Origin of the sequence: Thermosynechococcus sp., from assembly GCF_025999095.1 — a bacterium.
In the GTDB taxonomy this organism is placed as follows: domain Bacteria; phylum Cyanobacteriota; class Cyanobacteriia; order Thermosynechococcales; family Thermosynechococcaceae; genus Thermosynechococcus.
Genome location: NZ_AP024678.1, coordinates 76785 through 95303, shown reverse-complemented (window position 1 = coordinate 95303; position 18519 = coordinate 76785). Strand labels below are relative to the sequence as shown.

Below are 18519 nucleotides of genomic sequence, written 5' to 3'. Positions count from 1 at the left end.
AAAGCACATTGCTATTTACATAGGTTATATCTTACCGTGAGGGTATGCGCAATTGTGAGGATAGCCCCATGAATCAACTCCTTAGCCAACGCATGCCCACTTCTTTAATGACCAAAATTCGCCAATGGCTAATGACTTATCCAATTACCACGCCGGCGATCGCCCACCGCATTTGTCGCTGGATTCCTGCCCAATGTCCCTTTGCCCGCACCCTCTCCCTCTTTGGTCGGCCAGTCATTACCATTCCCCCCTTGTGTAAACTCAATCCCTTTTATGAGGAGGTGGTGATGCTGCGGTTTCGCGCCCTGACCTACCTCAGCGATGTCTGCCAAGAGGACATCAGTCAATACGTCTAGGCTACGTGTTGGCAGCGAGGAACAGGCAGTTGCTATAGGATGTAAAGTATATAGCTTTGTATCCATGGTGCCCGTTGCATGCTGAAAGCCCTATTTGGCGATCCCAATCAGCGCAAGGTTAAGAAGTATCAACCCCTTGTGGTCGAGATCAACCTGCTGGAGGAGCAAATTCAGCCCCTGAGCGATAGTGAGCTACAGGCGAAAACGGCTGAGTTTCGGCAGCGACTCGACAATGGCGAGACCCTGGATGATTTGCTGCCAGAGGCCTTTGCTGTGGTGCGCGAAGCCTCACGACGGGTACTGGGGATGCGCCATTTTGATGTCCAGCTCATCGGTGGCATGATTCTCCACGACGGCCAGATTGCCGAAATGAAAACCGGCGAAGGCAAAACCCTCGTGGCCACCCTGCCGGCCTACCTGAACGCCCTCACGGGTAAGGGGGTACACATTGTTACGGTCAACGACTATCTGGCACGCCGGGATGCCGAGTGGATGGGGCAGGTGCATCGCTTTTTGGGTCTGACGGTTGGGCTAATTCAGCAGCAAATGGCACCCCAAGAGCGGCAAAGAAGCTATGCCTGTGACATTACCTACGCCACCAACAGTGAAATTGGCTTTGACTATTTGCGCGATAACATGGCCACGTCCATGGCCGAGGTAGTGCAGCGTCCCTTCAACTACTGCATTATTGACGAGGTGGATTCGGTCCTCATTGACGAGGCCCGCACCCCGTTGATTATTTCGGGTCAAGTGGAGCGTCCCACCGAGAAGTACTTCAAGGCGGCTGAGGTCGCTCAGCTCCTGAAAAAAGACGAGCACTATGAGGTGGATGAAAAAGCTCGCAATGTGCTGATGACGGATGAGGGGTTTATTGAGGCGGAGAAGTTACTGGGGGTGAGCGATCTCTATGACCCCCAAGACCCCTGGGCGCACTACATCTTTAATGCCATCAAGGCCAAGGAACTCTTCCAGCGGGATGTGAACTACATTGTCCGCAATGGTGAGGTGGTGATTGTGGATGAATTCACTGGACGGGTCATGGTGGGTCGCCGCTGGAGTGATGGCTTGCATCAGGCGATCGAAGCCAAAGAAGGCCTGGAAATTCAAAATGAGTCCCAAACCCTCGCCACAATTACCTACCAAAATCTCTTTCTCCTTTATCCTAAGTTGGCGGGGATGACGGGTACCGCCAAAACCGAAGAGGCGGAATTCGAGAAAATTTACAAGCTAGAAGTGACGGTGGTGCCCACCAATCGCCCCAGTCAGCGGCGAGACTTTCCCGATGTGGTCTATAAAACCGAGCGGGCTAAATGGCTGGCAGTGGCCTCTGAATGTGCTGAGGTGCACGCTACGGGTCGGCCAGTGCTGGTGGGAACCACCAGTGTTGAAAAGTCAGAGCTTTTGTCCCAACTGCTGCGGGAGTTGGAAATTCCCCATAACCTTTTGAATGCCAAGCCCGAAAATGTGGAGCGGGAGGCAGAGATTATTGCCCAAGCCGGACGCAAGGGAGCAGTGACCATTTCCACCAACATGGCAGGCCGAGGTACCGACATTATTCTGGGTGGGAATGCCGACTACATGGCTCGCCTCAAGGTGCGGGAGTATTTTATGCCCCGCATTGTCATGCCCCCCAGTGATGACCCGATGATGCTGTTGGGACTAAAAATGGATCGCGGCGGTGGTCAAGGATTCAGTCAGGGGGCGCAGAAAAATTGGAAGGCTTCACCAGGACTTTTCCCCTGCGAAATTAGCAAGGAGGCCGAAAAGCTGCTGCGCCATGCGGTGGAGGTGGCCGTCAAAACCTATGGGGAGCGCAGTCTGCCGGAGTTGCAAGCAGAAGACATGCTGGCCATTGCCTCTGAAAAAGCACCGACCCAAGACCCGGTGATTCAAGCCCTGCGGGATGCCTTTAACCGCATCCGCGAAGAATATGAGGTGGTGACCAAGAAAGAACACGAAGAGGTAGTGGCCCTCGGTGGTTTGCACGTGATTGGTACAGAACGCCATGAATCGCGGCGGATTGATAATCAGTTGCGGGGACGGGCCGGACGTCAAGGCGACCCCGGATCAACGCGCTTTTTCCTAAGCTTGGAGGATAACCTGCTGCGAATTTTTGGGGGCGATCGCATTGCCAGTATCATGAATGCCATGCGCATTGATGAAGATATGCCAATCGAGTCGCCACTGTTGACACGCAGTCTGGAAAATGCCCAGCGCAAGGTGGAAACCTACTACTACGACATCCGCAAGCAAGTTTTTGAATACGACGAGGTGATGAATAACCAGCGGCGCGCCATCTATGCTGAGCGGCGGCGAGTCCTCGAAGGGGAAGACCTCAAGGATCGGGTGCTAGAGTACGCCGAAAAAACCATGGATGACATTATTGCCGCCTATGTCAATCCCGATCTACCGCCGGAAGAATGGGATTTGGAAGGTTTAGTAGCCAAGGTGCAGGAATTTGTGCATTTACTTGCGGACCTGCGCCCTGAGCATCTGGCGCACCTAAGCGTACCGGAGATGCAGGCCTTTTTGCATGAGCAAGTGCGCACTGCCTATGAGCAAAAGGAAGCGCAAATTGAGGCCATTCAACCGGGCTTGATGCGGCAGGCAGAACGGTTCTTTATTCTGCAGCAAATTGACCTGCTGTGGCGGGAGCACCTGCAACAGATGGATGCCCTGCGGGAGTCCGTCGGCCTACGGGGCTATGGTCAAGAGGATCCCCTAGTGGAGTATAAACGGGAGGGCTATGAGCTGTTCTTGGACATGATGGTCATGATTCGCCGCAATGTCGTGTACTCCCTCTTTCAATTCCAGCCCCAAGTGGCACCGCCCCCAGAGCAGGTCTCCTCATCCTCAGATCAGGGGTAGTCCCGTTTCCCCAAAACCCAGTCTGCCCATTGGAGCCATCTTTAAGGCGGCGGCGTCAACTATACTGGCGTAGTCTCAGTAGGGGGGGTGCTTCCAGGGTGCTTGCACGCTCAGCTTATTTAGTTTTTGGGAACGCACTGACGGTGGCGATCGCCAGCGCAAACATTACCCTGGCCCAAGAGAGTCAGGGCGATCGCCTGAACCTCAATGGCCGCGACTACCCGGTGGCTTGGCAGCAGTGGCGCGATGCCCAAAATCAACTGCGCACCGGCGTTAGTGACGGGGGTCTGGCCCAGCGCTTTGGTGTTCTCCTTGGCGATACCACGGATCCCTTTCAGCAGCCGGTGGCATGGTTTCAGCAGCAATTTAGTCCTTTGGCTGTGCGCTTTAGCGCCAATGGCATGTATCGTTACCTAGACATTACGCCCTGGATTGAGCAACACCAGTGGCGAGTGCAACCCCAAGGCAATACGCTCCAGATCAGCACACCCCCAGCCCGCATTCTCGGTTGGTGGCAGGGACGACAACCTTGGGGCGATCGCTGGGTCTTTGAATTGGACCGCCCCACCCCCTGGCAGATCAATCGCCTCACCTTTAGCCGCACCGCTTTGACGCCGCGGGATCTCAGTCTCACGATTGAAGCCACAGGAGAATTGGCCACGCTCCCCAATGTCAAAGTTACGGCTACCCCGGATCGCACAGTATTGGAGACCCAAATTCCCGGCACAGTTCGCCCAGTGGCCTCAATGCTGCTCAATCCACCGCGTCTGGTGATTGATTTTCGCAGTGATGCGCCACCTCCCCGCACAATTCAATGGGCGCCGGGACTGCGCTGGCAACAGCAAACGGTCCTCCTGGGCACTCGTCAGTTCCCTGTGGATCTGCTCATCATCAATCCCCAACAACCGGGGTTGCATCTGCGCCCTCTAGGGGTGACACCCACAACATTAGTGGGGTTGGCGACACTGCCTGAATTGGCGCAACGCTGGCAAGCAGCCGCAGCCATTAATGCCGGGTTCTTTAATCGCGATCGCCAAGCTCCCTTAGGGGCAATTCGCAGTGAGGGTAACTGGCTTTCCGGCCCGATTCTCAATCGCGGGGCCATTGGCTGGGACGATCGCGGCCAGATTGTTGTGGGTCGCCTCAGTTTGCAGCAGCGGGTGAGGACGCCGACTGGCACGGTGCCCATTGTCACATTCAATTCGGGCTATGTTCAAGCAGGTCTTGCCCTCTATACCCCCAGTTGGGGCGCGAGCTACCAAGGGAAAACGAGCAATGACGTCGTGATTACGGTGCGCAATCAGGTGGTGGTGGGGCAACAACCCATTAACCACAATCAAGGCGTTCCCATTCCTGAGGATGGCTTTCTGCTGGTGGCGCGCCACTTCCATGGGGCCTTAGCTAACTTGCCCCCAGGCACCCCGGTCCAACTGGAGACAAGGGCTATACCCGCTGCCTTCAATGCCATGCCCCATATTATTGGTGCAGGCCCCCTGTTGCTAGAGCAGGGACGTGTGGTTTTGAATGCAGCCCTAGAGCAATTTGGGGCAGGCTTGGATGCCCAGGCTGCCCCCCGCAGTGCCATGGGCAATCGCCGCGATGGCAGCCTTGTCTGGGTGACCGCCCACAATCGTATAGGTGGTATGGGGCCTACCCTCGCAGAATGGGCACAAATTTTGCAACAGTTGGGCCTGATCAATGCGGTAAATTTGGATGGTGGCAGTTCAACTGCCCTCTACCTTGGGGGTGTTTTAGTCGATCGCCACTCGGTCACAACAACACGAATCAACAACGCCATTGGTCTGTTTTGGCAGCCAACCCCCTAGAGATAGGCCAATGGATCGGTGGGTTCACCGTTCAGGCGCACTTCAAAGTGCAAATGTGGTCCCGTGGAAAGGCCGGTGGAGCCCACTTCAGCAATGGGCTGCCCCTGCTGCACCAGCTGTCCCTCCTGAACCAAGAGGCGCTGGGCATGGGCATAGAGCGTCGTCATCCCGCCGCCATGATCTAAGATCACGGTTTGCCCGTAGCCCCCTGACCAACCGGCAAAGATCACGGTGCCCGCTGCCGCAGCAAAGATGGGGGTGCCAAAATCAGCACCAAAGTCCACACCAGCATGGAACCGCTGCCTGCCCAAGATGGGATGAATCCGCCAACCAAAGGGACTGGTCAGCGGTGCTTGAATGGGGTAAGCAAGACGGCCACTGCGGGGCAGGGGTGGAGCGCCCCTGGGGACATAGCCGAGGCGCTGGCGAATGAGTTGCTGAATGGCAACGCTGTCACGGGCCAGTTGGGCTTCAATGGCGGCAAGGGCCTGGCGATCGCTCCGCAGACGGGCAATCAGTTGGCGTTGACTTTCGGCCTCCCGTGCATAGATAGCCTGCTGCTGCTGCAACTGCTGACGTAGGGCTTGAATAAATCGCTGTTGTACTTGGATTTGCCGCTCCTGCTGCTGAAGTCGCTGGCGATCGCGAACCAAGGCAGTCAAGTGCTGGCGATCGCGCTCGTACACCTGACGCAGGCGCCCCTGCTGCGTCAGCCAGTCATTCAGGGTCTCTGCTTCAAAGAGCATGGCCCACTGGGGAATCTCACGGTAGCGTTGTAGCCGCCGCAGGCGATCGCTAATCACGGCAACACTGGCCCTGTAGCGGCGACTCAGAACCTGTTGCTGCTCCTTGAGCTCCTTGAGCAGGTTTTCTGCCGCTTGCAGGCGATCGCTGGCCGCCACTATCTGTTGTGTTGTTGTATCCACATTGCTTTCTAAACTCTCCAGGCGATCGCTCGCCGCTGCCTCAAGGCGTTCTAGTTGTTGACGCTGCTGACCTACTGCCTGCTGGTGCTGCTGGTGTTGTTGGATCACCTGCTGCCAATACTCCAGGTTCTGGGAAGGGACCGTTGCCCAAGCCGCCAGAGTGACCCTGAGCACCACTAGCAGCCCAAGGCAAAGGTAGAGCCCATAGCGGTATTGCTTTGGCATTGACCTTCCCCAACCACACCTTAAAAAATACCTGCAAAAATTACGTTGCCGTGAGTCGCATTATCCAACCCTTGCTGCCTGCTGGAGAAAGCGCATTGCCCACTGGGGATGGCCGCCCCAATGGAGATGTAAATAACTGGCATGCAGTCGGGGATTACCCCACCCCTCCGGGGCCCCATTCAACTGCCACAGGGGCCTTGGCGATGGCTGACTCAGACGGGAATAGTGAAACTCATGCCCCTGCACCGTTTCCCCCACTTGCACACACACCGTTGTTTGCAGCACTGTGGTTTGGCGATAGCCCAAGGTGAGCCTGTTCCCCATCTCGGCAACCACCGGCAAGTGTCCCACCAAGGGATAGTCCTCTCCCTCTAGGGTGCGGAGGCTTTGGCATAGATACATGAGACCCCCACACTCGGCATAGAGGGCTAGGCCCCCTTGAATCGCCTGCCGCAAAGCCCCAAGGAAGGGGTGGTTCGCCGCCAGCTCCGCTGCAAACACTTCTGGAAAGCCACCCCCCAGGAGCAGTCCATGGAGCGGGGTTGGCAGCTTTGCATCTTTGAGGGGAGAGACAGGGATGAGTGTTGCCCCTAACTGCTGCAACAGGTCAAGGGTATCGGCGTAGTAGAAGTGAAACGCACTGTCTTGAGCAATACCAATGTGCAGCGGTGAGGAGAAAGGAGTGACAGAAGAGGGCAAAGGAGAGGGGGCAGAGAACTCAGGCGCAAGAAGAGGCGTCAATTGCTCCCAGTTAAAGCAGGTGTTACCTAAGTGGGCAAGGCGATCGCCCAAGGCTTGAAACTCGCGGGATTCCTGGGGTGGCACTAAGCCGAGGTGCCGACTGGGGAGGGCCAAGGCCTGATCGCGATAGAGGACGCCAACAATAGGCACCCCCAGGGGGGCAAGGGCGGCTTCTAACAGTTGCCGGTGGCGATCGCTGGCCACCCGATTCAAGACCACACCAGCAATCTGCAGCGATGGATCATAGTGGCAAAAGCCATAGACCACTGCCGCCACCGATGCTGCCTGTTTTTGGACATCTAAGACCAGGAGGATAGGTGCCTGCAAAAGTTGGGCAATGTGTGCCGTACTGCCCTCATGGCTCCCTCCCCGGCCATCAAATAGCCCCATCACCCCCTCAATGAGCACCGCATCCATCCCCTGACTGTGATAGCCGACGCAGGCGCAGACATAGTCAGGACTGGTCAAGATCACATCGAGGTTACGGCAAGGTCGGCCACTGATAGCCGTGTGAAACAGGGGATCAATGTAGTCAGGGCCCACCTTAAAGGTTTGTACCCGCTGCCCCCGTGCAGTTAGAGCCGCGTTTAATGCTAGGGCAACCGTGGTTTTCCCCACGCCGCTGCGATCGCCTGCTATCACCAACGCCATTGTTAATCCCTTCCCCCAAAAAAAATCAATACTATGCCTGCAATCCACTCCAACACCGTTATTTCGGGGATATTCCCTGATCAACTGCCCTCAGGGGAACTCCCCACCCCTGTAAGATAGGAGACTAAGCGTGCACTCAAGAGTTGGGTCAGGGTCTATGACAGCGGTAACTTCAGTCCCCAGTTTCTGTGAAGGCATTCAGTATTTTGGCCATGATTGGCCAGACTGGGATCGCTATGGTCAAAGGCCACTCCTGAGTACCCAACAGCCAGCCCTTACGGATCTGGAGGCTACGGAAGCAGCCTATCAAACGCTCCTCTACGCCGATGCCCTCCGCTATTTAATCTTACAGATGACCGGCAGTAAGGCCTCGGGTCATCCTGGCGGCTTTGCCAGTCAAGCAGAAGCCTATGCTGCCCTCGTGATGTTGGGGCACAAAAATATCATCACGGAAGTGGGGCACCATGCGCCGGGCTTTTATGCTGCCCTGTTCTTGGATCGCTCCCTAGAGAAAATGGGCATTTATACGGTTCAGGACCTGCGCGATCGCTTCCGCGAAAAACATGGTCTGCTTGGCCACCTCTCCGGCTATATTCCGGGGATTCTGGCGCCTGCCGGCCCCCTGGGACAGGGGCAGCACTTTGCTATGGCCGCTGCTTGGCTACACCGCCAGACCCTCTTTCCCTTCACCTTAGGGGATGGCGGCCTAGGGGAGCCCTACGTCATGAGCAGCATGGCCCACTTCCACACCGCTTTCCCAGAGGTTACCAATTTCCTACCTGTTCTGGTTTGGAATGGCTTTAGCCAGGAGCACCACAGCATGGTTTCTCTGAAAACCAATCCAGAAATGATGGCCTACTGGCACGGCAATGGTTTCCAAGAGGTGGTGCTGGTGGATGCCAAGGACTTTGACGACAGCGGTCAAGAGGGGGACTACGTCGATAGCACTCAGTTTTCCTTTGGGCAGCGCTTGGCCTTTGTGCAGGCGGTCCTGAAGGGGATGCAAGAGGCAGCGCGATCGGCCCTCTCTGGGAAGTTGACAGTGTTTATCCTCAAGCAACTGAAGGGGGCAGGTGTTCATGCCAAGGGGGCAAAATCCCATAACCTTTACGCCCAGCACACCCTCGACAACCCCGATATTGTCAGTGCCCTCAAAGCCCGTGCCCTTTCTCCTGCCGCCTGGGAACTGGTGCGTCAAAACTGTGTGGCAGCGGCTGGCGGACCAGCGGCAGAGGTGGTGGTGACCGAGCAGGTCTTGGACTTACCTCCCTTGGGGGAGATTGCCCTTGAGGCCTATGCCTTGGGGGAAAGCAAAGTGGCCACAACCGCTATGGGGCGCATAGTGGCAGAAGTGGGGCAGCGCGATCGCCGCTACCTCGTCACCAATGCCGATGGCAATGAGGCTTCTGGGATTGGCAACATCAACCAAGCCCTGAAGATCATCCACCCAACAACGGATCCCCTCTACAACCAAGTGCCCAATGGCCAAGTATACGAACCCCTGAGCGAGGATGCCTGCGCGGGCCTAGCGGCGGGATTATGTTTGATGGGCAGCCGGAGTCTTTGGTGCTCCTACGAATCCTTTGCCATTAATGGTCTCCCCATTTGGCAAACGGTCACCCAAGCGATGGCAGAACTGCGCCGTCCCACCCCTTCGACGGTTACTCTCTTTACCGCCGGTGCCCTTGAGCAGGGACGGAATGGTTGGACGCATCAACGCCCGGAAATCGAAGCCTACTACGGCGCTTTGTTGCGCAATGGCAATATCTTTGTCCTCTTTCCGCCCGATGCCAATAGCATTCAAGTGTGCTACCGCTGGGCACTGAATACCCAAAACAAGGGAATTGCCATCTTTGCCAGTAAAACGCCACTGCCGGTGCGCACCACCTTTGCGCAAACGGAACAGGCCCTTGATGAGGGGGCACTCACCCTCTATGAATCCACCCAAGGGGGACGAACCTTAGTGCTAGCGGTGCTGGGGGATATGATTTTGCAACCCGTGTATCATGCCCTACCCCAATTGGAAGCGTTGGGCTATCGAGTGCGGATTGTTTCGGTAGTTAACCCCCGCCGCCTCTACCGCCCTGGGGATGTTGCTTGGCAAACCTGCGCAGAACCCGATGGCGGCTTTGCCGATGAGGCCACCTTCGAGCGTCTCTTTGGCGGCGATGCCCTCTTGGGGGTAACGGGGGGAGCTTCTGCCCTTTTGGAACCCATTCTGCTGCGTGCCACTTGTCCTCGCGATCTACTGGCTTGGCAGCGCGGCGAAACCACAGCTAGCCCTGCCGAACTGATGGCCTACAATGGCCTGACGCCAGAAGCCATTTGCGATCGCGCCCGTTCATTGCTGAAGTAGATGCCCATGACTGCTGCCCATCACAAAGCCCGCGCCCTCAAGCCCGGTAGCCCCCGCCCCGCCAAGGCCCTCTGCAGTGAGTGTGGTCTGTGCGACACCTACTATATCCACTATGTCAAAGAGGCCTGTGCCTTCCTCAAGCAACAGTTTGAGACCCTAGAGCAGCAAAGTCATGGCCGTGCCCGTGATCTTGACAACTGGGATGAGTGCTACTTTGGTGTTCACCAGCAGATGATGGCAGCTCGCAAAACAGAACCCATTGCAGGGGCGCAGTGGACGGGCATCGTCAGCAGTATTGCCATTGCCCTGTTGGAATCGGGACGGGTTGAGGGCGTTGTCTGTGTTCAAAACAGCGAGAGCGATCGCTTTACCCCCAAGCCGGTGATTGCCCGCACCCGTGAGGAGATTTTGGCGGCGCGGGTGAACAAGCCCACCCTCTCTCCCAATCTTTCGGTACTAGAGCAGGTGGCACAAGCCGGCCTCAAACGGCTGTTGGTCATTGGCGTTGGCTGTCAAATTCAGGCCCTGCGAGCTGTTCAGGACAAACTGGGGCTAGAGAAGCTCTATGTGTTGGGAACCCCTTGCGTGGATAACGTCACCCGTGCCGGTCTGCAAAAATTCCTGGAAACCACCAGCCGATCGCCCGCTACGGTGATTTACTACGAGTTCATGCAGGACTTTCGCGTACACTTCAAGCACAGCGACGGCACCACAGAAACTGTGCCCTTCTTTGGTCTCAAGACGAATCAGCTTAAGGAAGTCTTTGCCCCCTCCTGCATGAGTTGCTTTGACTACGTCAATGGCCTTGCCGATTTGGTGGTGGGATATATGGGGGCCCCCTTGGGTTGGCAGTGGCTGGTGGTGCGCAATGCGCTTGGCCAAGAAATGCTTGACCTGGTGCGCGATCAATTGGAAATCCAGCCCGTCACGAGTGCCGGCGATCGCCACGCAGCGGTGCAGCAAAGCATTCCTGCCTACGATAAAGGCGTGACCCTGCCCCTGTGGGCGGCCAAACTGGTGGGTTTTGTGATTGAGCGTATTGGCCCCAAAGGGCTTGAATATGCCCGCTTTTCCATTGATTCGCACTTCACCCGCAACTATCTCTATGTGCGGCGCAACTATCCCCAAAAACTTGCCGCTCATGTGCCCGCCTTTGCCAAAAAAATTGTGGATCAGTATCAACTCCCCACCCCGTAATGCCATAAAAAAGCTCCCCTGTAGGGAGCCAGATTTGGACTTATCACTAGAGAGGTTTAGGAGCGACCTTTTTAGGCGTCAATGCTCGGGGCAATCATCGCCACAGGAGCCGATTCACCGCTAGCCAAGTCGAGGGGGAAGTTGTGGGCATTGCGTTCATGCATCACCTCAATACCAATGTTGGCGCGGTTGATGATGTCCGCCCAGGTGTTGATCACGTTGCCTTGCGCATCCACAACGGAGTGGTTGAAGTTGAAACCATTGAGGTTAAAGGCCATCGTGCTAATACCCAGGGCAGCAAACCAGATACCCACCACTGGCCAAGCTGCGAGGAAGAAGTGCAGCGAGCGGCTGTTGTTGAAGCTGGCGTATTGGAAGATCAACCGGCCAAAGTAACCGTGGGCAGCCACAATGTTGTAGGTTTCTTCCTCTTGACCGAACTTGTAGCCATAGTTGGTGGATTCGGTTTCCGTGGTTTCCCGGATCAAGCTGGAGGTCACCAGAGAACCGTGCATGGCGGCAAACAAGGCACCACCAAAGACACCCGCCACACCCAGCATGTGGAAGGGGTGCATGAGGATATTGTGTTCCGCTTGGAACACAATCATGAAGTTGAACGTACCGGAAATCCCCAGCATCAGTCCATCGGAAAAGCTGCCTTGACCAATGGGGTAGATCAACAGCACAGCCGTTGCCGCTGCCACAGGGGCAGAGAAGGCCACAGGAATCCAAGGCCGCATCCCGAGACGATAGCTGAGTTCCCACTCCCGACCCATGTAGCAGAAAATGCCGATGAGGAAGTGGAAAACAATCAGTTGGTAAGGCCCACCATTGTAGAGCCACTCATCGAGGGAAGCGGCATCCCAGATTGGGTAGAGGTGTAACCCAATGGCATTAGAGGAGGGCACTACTGCCGCTGTAATGATGTTGTTGCCATAGAGCAGGGAGCCGGAGACAGGCTCACGGATGCCATCAATATCCACAGGGGGCGCCGCAATAAAGGCAATGACAAAGCAAATCGTTGCGGCAAGCAGCGTCGGGATCATGATCACCCCAAACCAGCCAATATAAAGGCGGTTCTCTGTGCTGGTGATCCAATCGCAAAAACGCTCCCACAGATTCGCTGTCTGACGACGTTGCAGAACTGTAGTCATAGTCGTTATGAATCCATAAATAACAACAGGACCGCAGCAGCAGCAATAAACGCTGCATACTCTATTTATGATTATATGGTTATATTTTTAAGTAGCAAGAGACTTGAGGTCAACCTTTATAGAGCCAAAGGAACTTTGTTTACCCATTGATTTTTATCAATCTAAGAGATTGAAGCTGGGGAGGTACCGGCATCTCTGAAGCTGTTGGAATATTGAGCCCGTTAATCCCTGTGGGCTGTAACACAATAAAAAACCGCCCCTAGATTTAGGAGCGGCTGTGTAAAAGTTCAGCAGATAACGTTGCTTAGCCGTTAATGCTCGGAGCAATCATCGCCACAGGGGCAGACTCTGCGCTGGCCAAGTCGAGGGGGAAGTTGTGAGCATTGCGCTCGTGCATCACTTCCATCCCCAGGTTGGCACGGTTGATGATGTCTGCCCAGGTGTTGATCACGTTGCCCTTGGCATCAATGACTGAATGGTTGAAGTTGAAGCCATTCAGGTTGAAGGCCATGGTGCTGATGCCCAGCGCCGTGAACCAGACACCCACCACCGGCCAAGCGGCCAAGAAGAAGTGCAGCGCACGGCTGTTGTTGAAGCTGGCGTATTGGAAGATCAACCGGCCAAAGTAACCGTGGGCAGCCACGATGTTGTAGGTTTCTTCCTCTTGACCGAACTTATAGCCATAGTTGGTGGATTCGGTTTCCGTGGTTTCCCGGATCAAGCTGGAGGTCACCAGAGAACCGTGCATGGCGGAGAACAAAGCGCCACCAAAGACACCGGCCACACCCAGTTGGTGGAAGGGGTGCATGAGGATGTTGTGCTCGGCTTGGAACACAATCATAAAGTTGAAGGTACCGGAGATACCGAGGGGCATCCCGTCCGAGAAGCTGCCTTGACCAATCGGGTAGATCAAAAAGACCGCAAAGGCAGAGGCCAGGGGGGCAGAGTAGGCGACGCAGATCCAAGGCCGCATCCCCAGGCGGTAGCTGAGTTCCCACTGGCGACCCATGTAGCAGGAGGCACCCAGCAGGAAGTGGAAGATGATAAGTTGGTAAGGGCCACCGTTGTAGAGCCACTCATCGAGGGAAGCCGCTTCCCAAATGGGGTAGAAGTGCAAGCCAATGGCGTTGCTAGAGGGGACAACGGCACCCGTGATGATGTTGTTGCCATAGAGCAAAGAACCAGAAACGGGCTCACGGATGCCATCGATGTCCACGGGGGGAGCAGCGATGAAGGCAATCACAAAGCAGATGGTTGCGGCCAATAGGGTGGGGATCATGATCACCCCAAACCAGCCCACATAGAGGCGGTTATCGGTGCTGGTCACCCAGTTACAAAACCGCTCCCACAAATTCGCGCTTTCGCGACGTTGGAGAGTTGTGGTCATAGTCGTGATAAGTCCAAATATATTTGATTTACAAACCCTTGAAAACAGTCATAAACTGCAAGGGCTTAAGCATTAACTTAATATTCCCCCCAAGGGATCGGGGAGGGTTCTAAATTATTGTTAATAAAACTAAATAGGTAGTTGTATTTATTTATTTTCCTTAATGATTTTATTTCCATTGGTGGCGAGCGATCGCCCCCCCGCGGCTAGGCTCAAGGGTTAAGATATTTTAAGCAATTGTGTTTAGGGCAGAGCCTTCCCATGCGCGTAATTTTAATGACTGGCAAAGGTGGCGTTGGCAAAACCTCAGTGGCGGCGGCGACGGGGCTACGCTGTGCTGAGTTGGGCTATAAAACCTTGGTCCTGAGTACCGATCCCGCCCACTCCCTTGCCGATAGTTTTGACATGGAACTGGGGCATGTGCCAGTGCCCGTTGCCGAAAATCTCTGGGGTGCCGAACTAGATGCCCTCATGGAACTGGAGGACAACTGGGGAGCCGTCAAGCGCTACATTACCCAAGTGTTGCAGGCGCGGGGGTTAGAAGGGGTTCAGGCGGAGGAATTGGCCATCTTGCCGGGGATGGATGAAATTTTTGCCCTTGTGCGTATGAAGCGCCACTACGACGAAGGTCAATACGATGTCCTCATCATTGACTCTGCCCCCACAGGCACGGCACTGCGGCTGTTGAGCCTGCCCGAGGTGAGCGGCTGGTATATGCGCCGCTTCTACAAACCCTTACAGCGGATGTCCGTGGCCTTGCGACCAATTGTGGAGCCAATTTTCAAGCCCTTGGTAGGGTTCTCTTTGCCCGATCAAGAGGTCATGGATGCGCCCTATGAATTCTATGAGCAGATTGAAGCCCTTGAAAAAGTTCTCACCGACAACATGCAAACCTCCGTGCGCTTGGTGACCAATCCAGAAAAGATGGTGATCAAGGAATCCCTGCGTGCCCATGCCTATCTCAGCCTCTACAATGTGGCTACGGATTTAGTGGTGGCCAACCGCATTTTGCCAGAGACCGTGCATGATCCCTTCTTTACCCGCTGGAAAGAAGCCCAGCAACGGTATCGCCAAGAGATTCACGACAATTTTCGCCCCCTGCCTGTCAAGGAAGTCCCCCTGTTTGCTGAGGAACTCTGTGGTTTAGCAGCACTGCATCGCCTGAAGGAAACCCTCTATGGTGATGAGGATCCAGCTCAGGTTTATTACCACGAGCAAACAATTCGGGTGGTGCCCAGCGATGGCCAGTACAGCCTCGAACTGTATCTACCGGGGGTCCCCAAGGAAAAAATTGAACTGAACAAGACGGCGGATGAGTTGAATATTCGCATTGGCAACCATCGTCGCAATATGGTGCTCCCCCAAGGGTTGGCGGCGCTGCAACCGGTGGGCGCGAAAATGGAGGCGGACTACCTGAAAATCCGCTTTGCTAGTGCCACCAATGGCTAATTCCCCCAGGGGATGACTGATGAGCCTGGCCGCTGTGATTATGACTAACCTGGCGATCGCCACCACCAATCTAACCAAGGTTTATCGTTCTGGTCATCAGGAGACCCCTGTGCTTCAGGGAATTAATCTGCAAATCCAAGCCGGTCATATCCATCTGCTAATGGGACCTTCGGGGTCGGGGAAAACCACTCTGCTCTCGATTTTGGCCGGCATTCTTGCCCCCACCAGTGGTCAAGTGGTTGTCTTAGGCCAAGAGATAACCCAACTATCCAAGGCTGCACTGGCAAAATTTCGCCTGCAAAATATTGGTTTTATCTTTCAGAGTTTTAATCTTTTCCCTGCCTTGACCGCACTGGAAAATGTTGAAATTGCCCTCAATCTTAAGGGCATTAAAGGCAAAACAGCGAAGGAACAGGCAGCAGCGCTTCTCGAGGCAGTTGGTTTGGGCGATCGCCTCGACTTTCTGCCCGCCAACCTCTCCGGGGGGCAAAAACAACGGGTTGCCATTGCCCGTGCCTTGGCCGGTGAGCCAAAGATCATTTTTGCCGATGAACCCACGGCCTCCCTTGATTCCCAAAATGGCCAGCAGGTGATCAAGATTCTCGACAAGCTGGCCAAGGAAAACAACTGCACGGTATTGATTGTTACCCATGATCCGCGTATTACAGCCATTGCTGATCGCATCACCAAAATTGAGGATGGCAAAATCAGCAACAGTTAAGCTTGCTCCCGTTGTACCCAGCGTTCCCAAAGGAGTTGCAGCGTCAGAGCCACTAGCCCCAGCGCAATAATGCTAAAGACACCCGTTGCCAGGGTACACAAGCCGACCACAAGGGTGCGCACGGCGACTGCCAAGCTATAAACCAGTTGATTGTGAGTACTGACGGCATGGCTAGCAAAGAGGTAGGCGATCGCCCCTGTGAGCCGATAGAGGAGAAGCCCAAGGGTACCAGCAATTAATGCGCCGGTTAAACAGTGTAATGGGTTAGTTTTGGAAGGAAGAAGGGTCATGGACACTATTCACCTCTGTGGGCCGATGATTCCAGAATACGGTAGCCAATGTCACGACGATAGTAGCAGTTGGCAAATTCAATGACATTAACCGCCGCGTAGGCCCGGGCTTGAGCCGTGGTAAAATCAGGGGCTAAGGCAGTGATGTTGAGAACCCGCCCACCATTGGTGTACCACTGCCCCTCCTGCCAACGGGTACCCCCATGGAAGACAAGAACTCCCTGGGCCATTGCTTCTGGAATCCCTTGAATCACATCCCCTGTGCGGTAACTGCCCGGATAACCTGCTGCGGCCATGACAACGCATAGCGCCACTTCATTGCGCCATTGCAAGGCTCCCAAGCTGGCTAAGCGTCCCTCAACACAGGCCAGGATTACATCAATCAAGGGGGTTTCCAAAAGGGGCAGCACCACTTGGGTTTCGGGATCGCCAAAGCGACAGTTAAACTCCACCACGTAGGGATCCCCTGCGGGCGTCACCATCAGACCCGCATAGAGCACCCCGCAGTAGTGGATGCCCCGATCCTGTAAAGCCCCAAGGGCAGGTTCGAGAATCGTCCTTTGAATCCGTTGCATGAGCGCTGGTGTCACCCAAGGTACAGGGGCATAGACCCCCATTCCCCCGGTATTCGGACCGGTATCCCCTTCGCCAATGCGCTTATGGTCTTGGGCAGGCAACAGCGGCAGAATTGTTTTGCCATCTGTAACAGCGAGTACGGAGACCTCTTGCCCCTCCAGCACTGATTCAATGACCACCTTTTGACCAGCAACACCAAATTCGCCCCCAAAGATTCGCTCGAGGGCCGCGATCGCCTCTGTCTCTGTGGCTGCTACCGTCACTCCTTTACCCGCTGCTAAACCATCGGCCTTAATGACAATGGGGGTGCCTTGGGCTTGAACATAACGGCAGGCGGCCTCATAAGTGTCAAACACCGCTGCCTTGGCCGTAGGAATGCCAGCAGACTGCATCAGGGCTTTGGCCCAGGCTTTGCTGGCCTCAATTTGGGCCCCTGCCTGTACGGGTCCAAAGACGGGAATGTTTAACTCCTGCAGGCGATCGCCTAAACCAGCCGCCAGGGGTGCCTCTGGGCCAACGACTACCAGATCAGCGTTAGTCTCTTTGGCAAATTCACCAATGCCGGTGAGGTCGCTGGCTTCAATGGCAACATTCTCACACCGCTCTAAGCAGGCTGTGCCCCCATTCCCTGGCAAACAGTAAACCTGGGTCACGCGAGGGGAATCGAGCAATTTCCAAGCGATCGCGTGCTCTCGCCCACCACTGCCAACGACAACGACCTTCACAGATGTACTCCCAAAAGATAGGCGATCATTTTTCAAATCAACTCAAATCAATGTTCAGGAGCTTACCAAGTTTATCAGTCAACCGGCAATGTTCTCCCCAAAGGCCACAAGAAATGCCTAGGGGGCGATCGCCCTGCAAGGGAAATGCAACCAGTTGACAAGCCCCTGATTTTCCTGATAGGCTAAAAATCGCTCAAAAATTGGGACTGTAGTTCAATCGGTTAGAGCACCGCCCTGTCACGGCGGAAGTTGCGGGTTCGAGCCCCGTCAGTCCCGTCAAAGTTACACAATTTTACGTTGAATTCCTCAGGGATAATCGGCAGAGTCACTTTTTGAGCACTGGCTGGCTCGATAGGTGCCCTATTCTGGCTGAGTGATTGATCGCTTCGGTGCCATGGATGATTGGAATGTGCAAATGATGCGCAAGAAAATGTTTTCGAGTCTCAGCGGCGTCCCTGACGCAAACCCAAACAATTCTCTGCTTGGGGTTACCGCTGAGCTTGGCTGCCATACATGGCTTGCAAAACCACGGCAGGATTGATCAATTGCCCGCGGTAGCGGAGCGTCCAGTGAAGGTGGGGTCCGGTGGTGCGCCCCGTCATGCCCACTCGACCAATACGTGCCCCCGTGGGTACTTGTTGCCTCTCTAGGATTAAAATGCCACCCGCGCGATCAACCATGGCTCGTCCTTGGGGGGTCTGCTCAACCCGCCCCATCATGTGGCAGTAAACGTGTTCCCAAGCTCCCGATTGAATCCGTACCAGTGTGCCACAGACGGTGTGATCGGACACTTCAACTACTTGCCCGGCCCACCAATTGCGGATATAGCTCCCTTGGGGCGCTGCAAAATCAAGGCCATTGTGAAATTCGGTGGTGGGTTCCCCCGTGGGCGATCGCCGGTAGCCGAAGGGAGAGGTATAGCCTTGGAAATTTTCCACAGGAAATGAAGCATCACTCCAGCGGAGTGTCCCTGTACTTGTATTTTGGGAGGGTTGGCTCAGTTGGGGAATTGCAACCGTGGTCCCCAAGGCGATCGAGAGTGCCAGACTGATTCGCTGCCAATGCATATTA

General features: G+C 55.2%; 14 protein-coding genes and 1 tRNA gene. 8 read left to right on the top strand and 7 right to left on the bottom strand.

Going from position 1 to position 18519, the window contains the following annotated elements:
• Positions 1-44: 44 nt before the first annotated feature.
• The 3 genes from Q0W94_RS00475 to Q0W94_RS00465 all read left to right on the top strand — a co-directional run bounded on the left by Q0W94_RS00475 (position 45) and on the right by Q0W94_RS00465 (position 5050).
• Positions 45-356 carry a Mo-dependent nitrogenase C-terminal domain-containing protein gene (locus Q0W94_RS00475; protein ID WP_399371884.1) on the top strand — a complete coding sequence of 104 codons (312 nt, stop codon included), beginning with the start codon at positions 45-47 and terminating at the stop codon, positions 354-356.
• Between the two features lie 78 nt (positions 357-434).
• Complete coding sequence (gene secA / locus Q0W94_RS00470; protein WP_297759784.1) at positions 435-3224, top strand: preprotein translocase subunit SecA; 2790 nt, start codon at positions 435-437, stop codon at positions 3222-3224.
• Between the two features lie 98 nt (positions 3225-3322).
• A complete protein-coding gene (locus Q0W94_RS00465) occupies positions 3323-5050 on the top strand; it encodes a phosphodiester glycosidase family protein (protein WP_297759782.1) in 1728 nt (575 codons plus the stop codon).
• On the opposite strand, the gene Q0W94_RS00460 is transcribed toward Q0W94_RS00465, so the two are convergent.
• Together Q0W94_RS00460 and Q0W94_RS00455 are read right to left on the bottom strand one after the other, a co-directional pair.
• Positions 5047-6201: a M23 family metallopeptidase gene (locus tag Q0W94_RS00460; protein ID WP_297759780.1), complete on the bottom strand. Its 1155-nt coding sequence runs from the start codon at positions 6199-6201 to the stop codon at positions 5047-5049. The two genes, Q0W94_RS00465 and Q0W94_RS00460, sit on opposite strands and share 4 nt — an antisense overlap.
• Positions 6202-6261: 60 nt before the next feature.
• Positions 6262-7593: a cobyrinate a,c-diamide synthase gene (locus Q0W94_RS00455; protein ID WP_297759778.1), complete on the bottom strand. Its 1332-nt coding sequence runs from the start codon at positions 7591-7593 to the stop codon at positions 6262-6264.
• Between the two features lie 157 nt (positions 7594-7750).
• Here Q0W94_RS00455 and Q0W94_RS00450 point away from each other — a divergent pair, with 157 nt between their 5' ends.
• Complete coding sequence (locus Q0W94_RS00450; protein WP_297759776.1) at positions 7751-9949, top strand: phosphoketolase; 2199 nt, start codon at positions 7751-7753, stop codon at positions 9947-9949.
• Positions 9950-11146, top strand: coding sequence for a Coenzyme F420 hydrogenase/dehydrogenase, beta subunit C-terminal domain (locus Q0W94_RS00445; protein WP_297759775.1), 1197 nt, complete (start codon positions 9950-9952; stop codon positions 11144-11146).
• Between the two features lie 71 nt (positions 11147-11217).
• On the opposite strand, the gene psbA (Q0W94_RS00440) is transcribed toward Q0W94_RS00445, so the two are convergent.
• Together psbA (Q0W94_RS00440) and psbA (Q0W94_RS00435) are read right to left on the bottom strand one after the other, a co-directional pair.
• Positions 11218-12300, bottom strand: a complete 1083-nt coding sequence (gene psbA / locus Q0W94_RS00440; protein ID WP_297759773.1) for a photosystem II q(b) protein — start codon at positions 12298-12300, stop codon at positions 11218-11220.
• Positions 12301-12604: 304 nt separating this feature from the next.
• Positions 12605-13687 (bottom strand): photosystem II q(b) protein, encoded by a 1083-nt coding sequence (psbA, locus tag Q0W94_RS00435; protein ID WP_297759771.1) that lies wholly within the window; start codon positions 13685-13687, stop codon positions 12605-12607.
• Between the two features lie 261 nt (positions 13688-13948).
• Here psbA (Q0W94_RS00435) and Q0W94_RS00430 point away from each other — a divergent pair, with 261 nt between their 5' ends.
• Both Q0W94_RS00430 and Q0W94_RS00425 read left to right on the top strand, forming a co-directional pair.
• The gene (locus tag Q0W94_RS00430; RefSeq protein WP_297759769.1) at positions 13949-15136 is read left to right on the top strand and encodes a TRC40/GET3/ArsA family transport-energizing ATPase; all 1188 of its coding nucleotides are present in this window, start codon (positions 13949-13951) and stop codon (positions 15134-15136) included.
• 19 nt (positions 15137-15155) lie between these two features.
• Positions 15156-15857, top strand: a complete 702-nt coding sequence (locus Q0W94_RS00425) for an ABC transporter ATP-binding protein (protein ID WP_297759767.1) — start codon at positions 15156-15158, stop codon at positions 15855-15857.
• On the opposite strand, the gene Q0W94_RS00420 is transcribed toward Q0W94_RS00425, so the two are convergent.
• Positions 15854-16147 carry a DUF3082 domain-containing protein gene (locus Q0W94_RS00420; protein ID WP_297759765.1) on the bottom strand — a complete coding sequence of 98 codons (294 nt, stop codon included), beginning with the start codon at positions 16145-16147 and terminating at the stop codon, positions 15854-15856. The genes Q0W94_RS00425 and Q0W94_RS00420 overlap by 4 nt on opposite strands.
• 5 nt (positions 16148-16152) lie before the next feature.
• On the bottom strand, positions 16153-17448 hold the full coding sequence (gene purD, locus Q0W94_RS00415) for a phosphoribosylamine--glycine ligase (RefSeq protein ID WP_297759764.1): 1296 nt from the start codon (positions 17446-17448) through the stop codon (positions 16153-16155).
• Between the two features lie 202 nt (positions 17449-17650).
• Between purD and Q0W94_RS00410 the strand changes: the two genes are divergently transcribed.
• Positions 17651-17724, top strand: a tRNA-Asp gene (locus tag Q0W94_RS00410).
• A gap of 212 nt (positions 17725-17936) precedes the next feature.
• Here the strand turns inward: Q0W94_RS00410 and Q0W94_RS00405 are convergent.
• Positions 17937-18515 (bottom strand): M23 family metallopeptidase, encoded by a 579-nt coding sequence (locus tag Q0W94_RS00405; protein ID WP_297759762.1) that lies wholly within the window; start codon positions 18513-18515, stop codon positions 17937-17939.
• Between the last annotated feature and the right edge of the window lie 4 nt (positions 18516-18519).

Bases quoted from the DNA above. Each gene is read 5' to 3' on its own strand.
- Q0W94_RS00445 (WP_297759775.1), top strand. From the start codon at position 9,950: ATGCCCATGACTGCTGCCCATCACAAAGCCCGCGCCCTCAAGCCCGGT.
- Q0W94_RS00450 (WP_297759776.1), top strand. From the start codon at position 7,751: ATGACAGCGGTAACTTCAGTCCCCAGTTTCTGTGAAGGCATTCAGTAT.
- Q0W94_RS00460 (WP_297759780.1), bottom strand. From the start codon at position 6,201: ATGCCAAAGCAATACCGCTATGGGCTCTACCTTTGCCTTGGGCTGCTA.
- psbA (WP_297759771.1), bottom strand. From the start codon at position 13,687: ATGACCACAACTCTCCAACGTCGCGAAAGCGCGAATTTGTGGGAGCGG.
- secA (WP_297759784.1), top strand. From the start codon at position 435: ATGCTGAAAGCCCTATTTGGCGATCCCAATCAGCGCAAGGTTAAGAAG.
- Q0W94_RS00430 (WP_297759769.1), top strand. From the start codon at position 13,949: ATGCGCGTAATTTTAATGACTGGCAAAGGTGGCGTTGGCAAAACCTCA.
- Q0W94_RS00425 (WP_297759767.1), top strand. From the start codon at position 15,156: ATGAGCCTGGCCGCTGTGATTATGACTAACCTGGCGATCGCCACCACC.
- psbA (WP_297759773.1), bottom strand. From the start codon at position 12,300: ATGACTACAGTTCTGCAACGTCGTCAGACAGCGAATCTGTGGGAGCGT.
- Q0W94_RS00475 (WP_399371884.1), top strand. From the start codon at position 45: ATGCGCAATTGTGAGGATAGCCCCATGAATCAACTCCTTAGCCAACGC.
- Q0W94_RS00405 (WP_297759762.1), bottom strand. From the start codon at position 18,515: ATGCATTGGCAGCGAATCAGTCTGGCACTCTCGATCGCCTTGGGGACC.
- Q0W94_RS00455 (WP_297759778.1), bottom strand. From the start codon at position 7,593: ATGGCGTTGGTGATAGCAGGCGATCGCAGCGGCGTGGGGAAAACCACG.
- Q0W94_RS00420 (WP_297759765.1), bottom strand. From the start codon at position 16,147: ATGACCCTTCTTCCTTCCAAAACTAACCCATTACACTGTTTAACCGGC.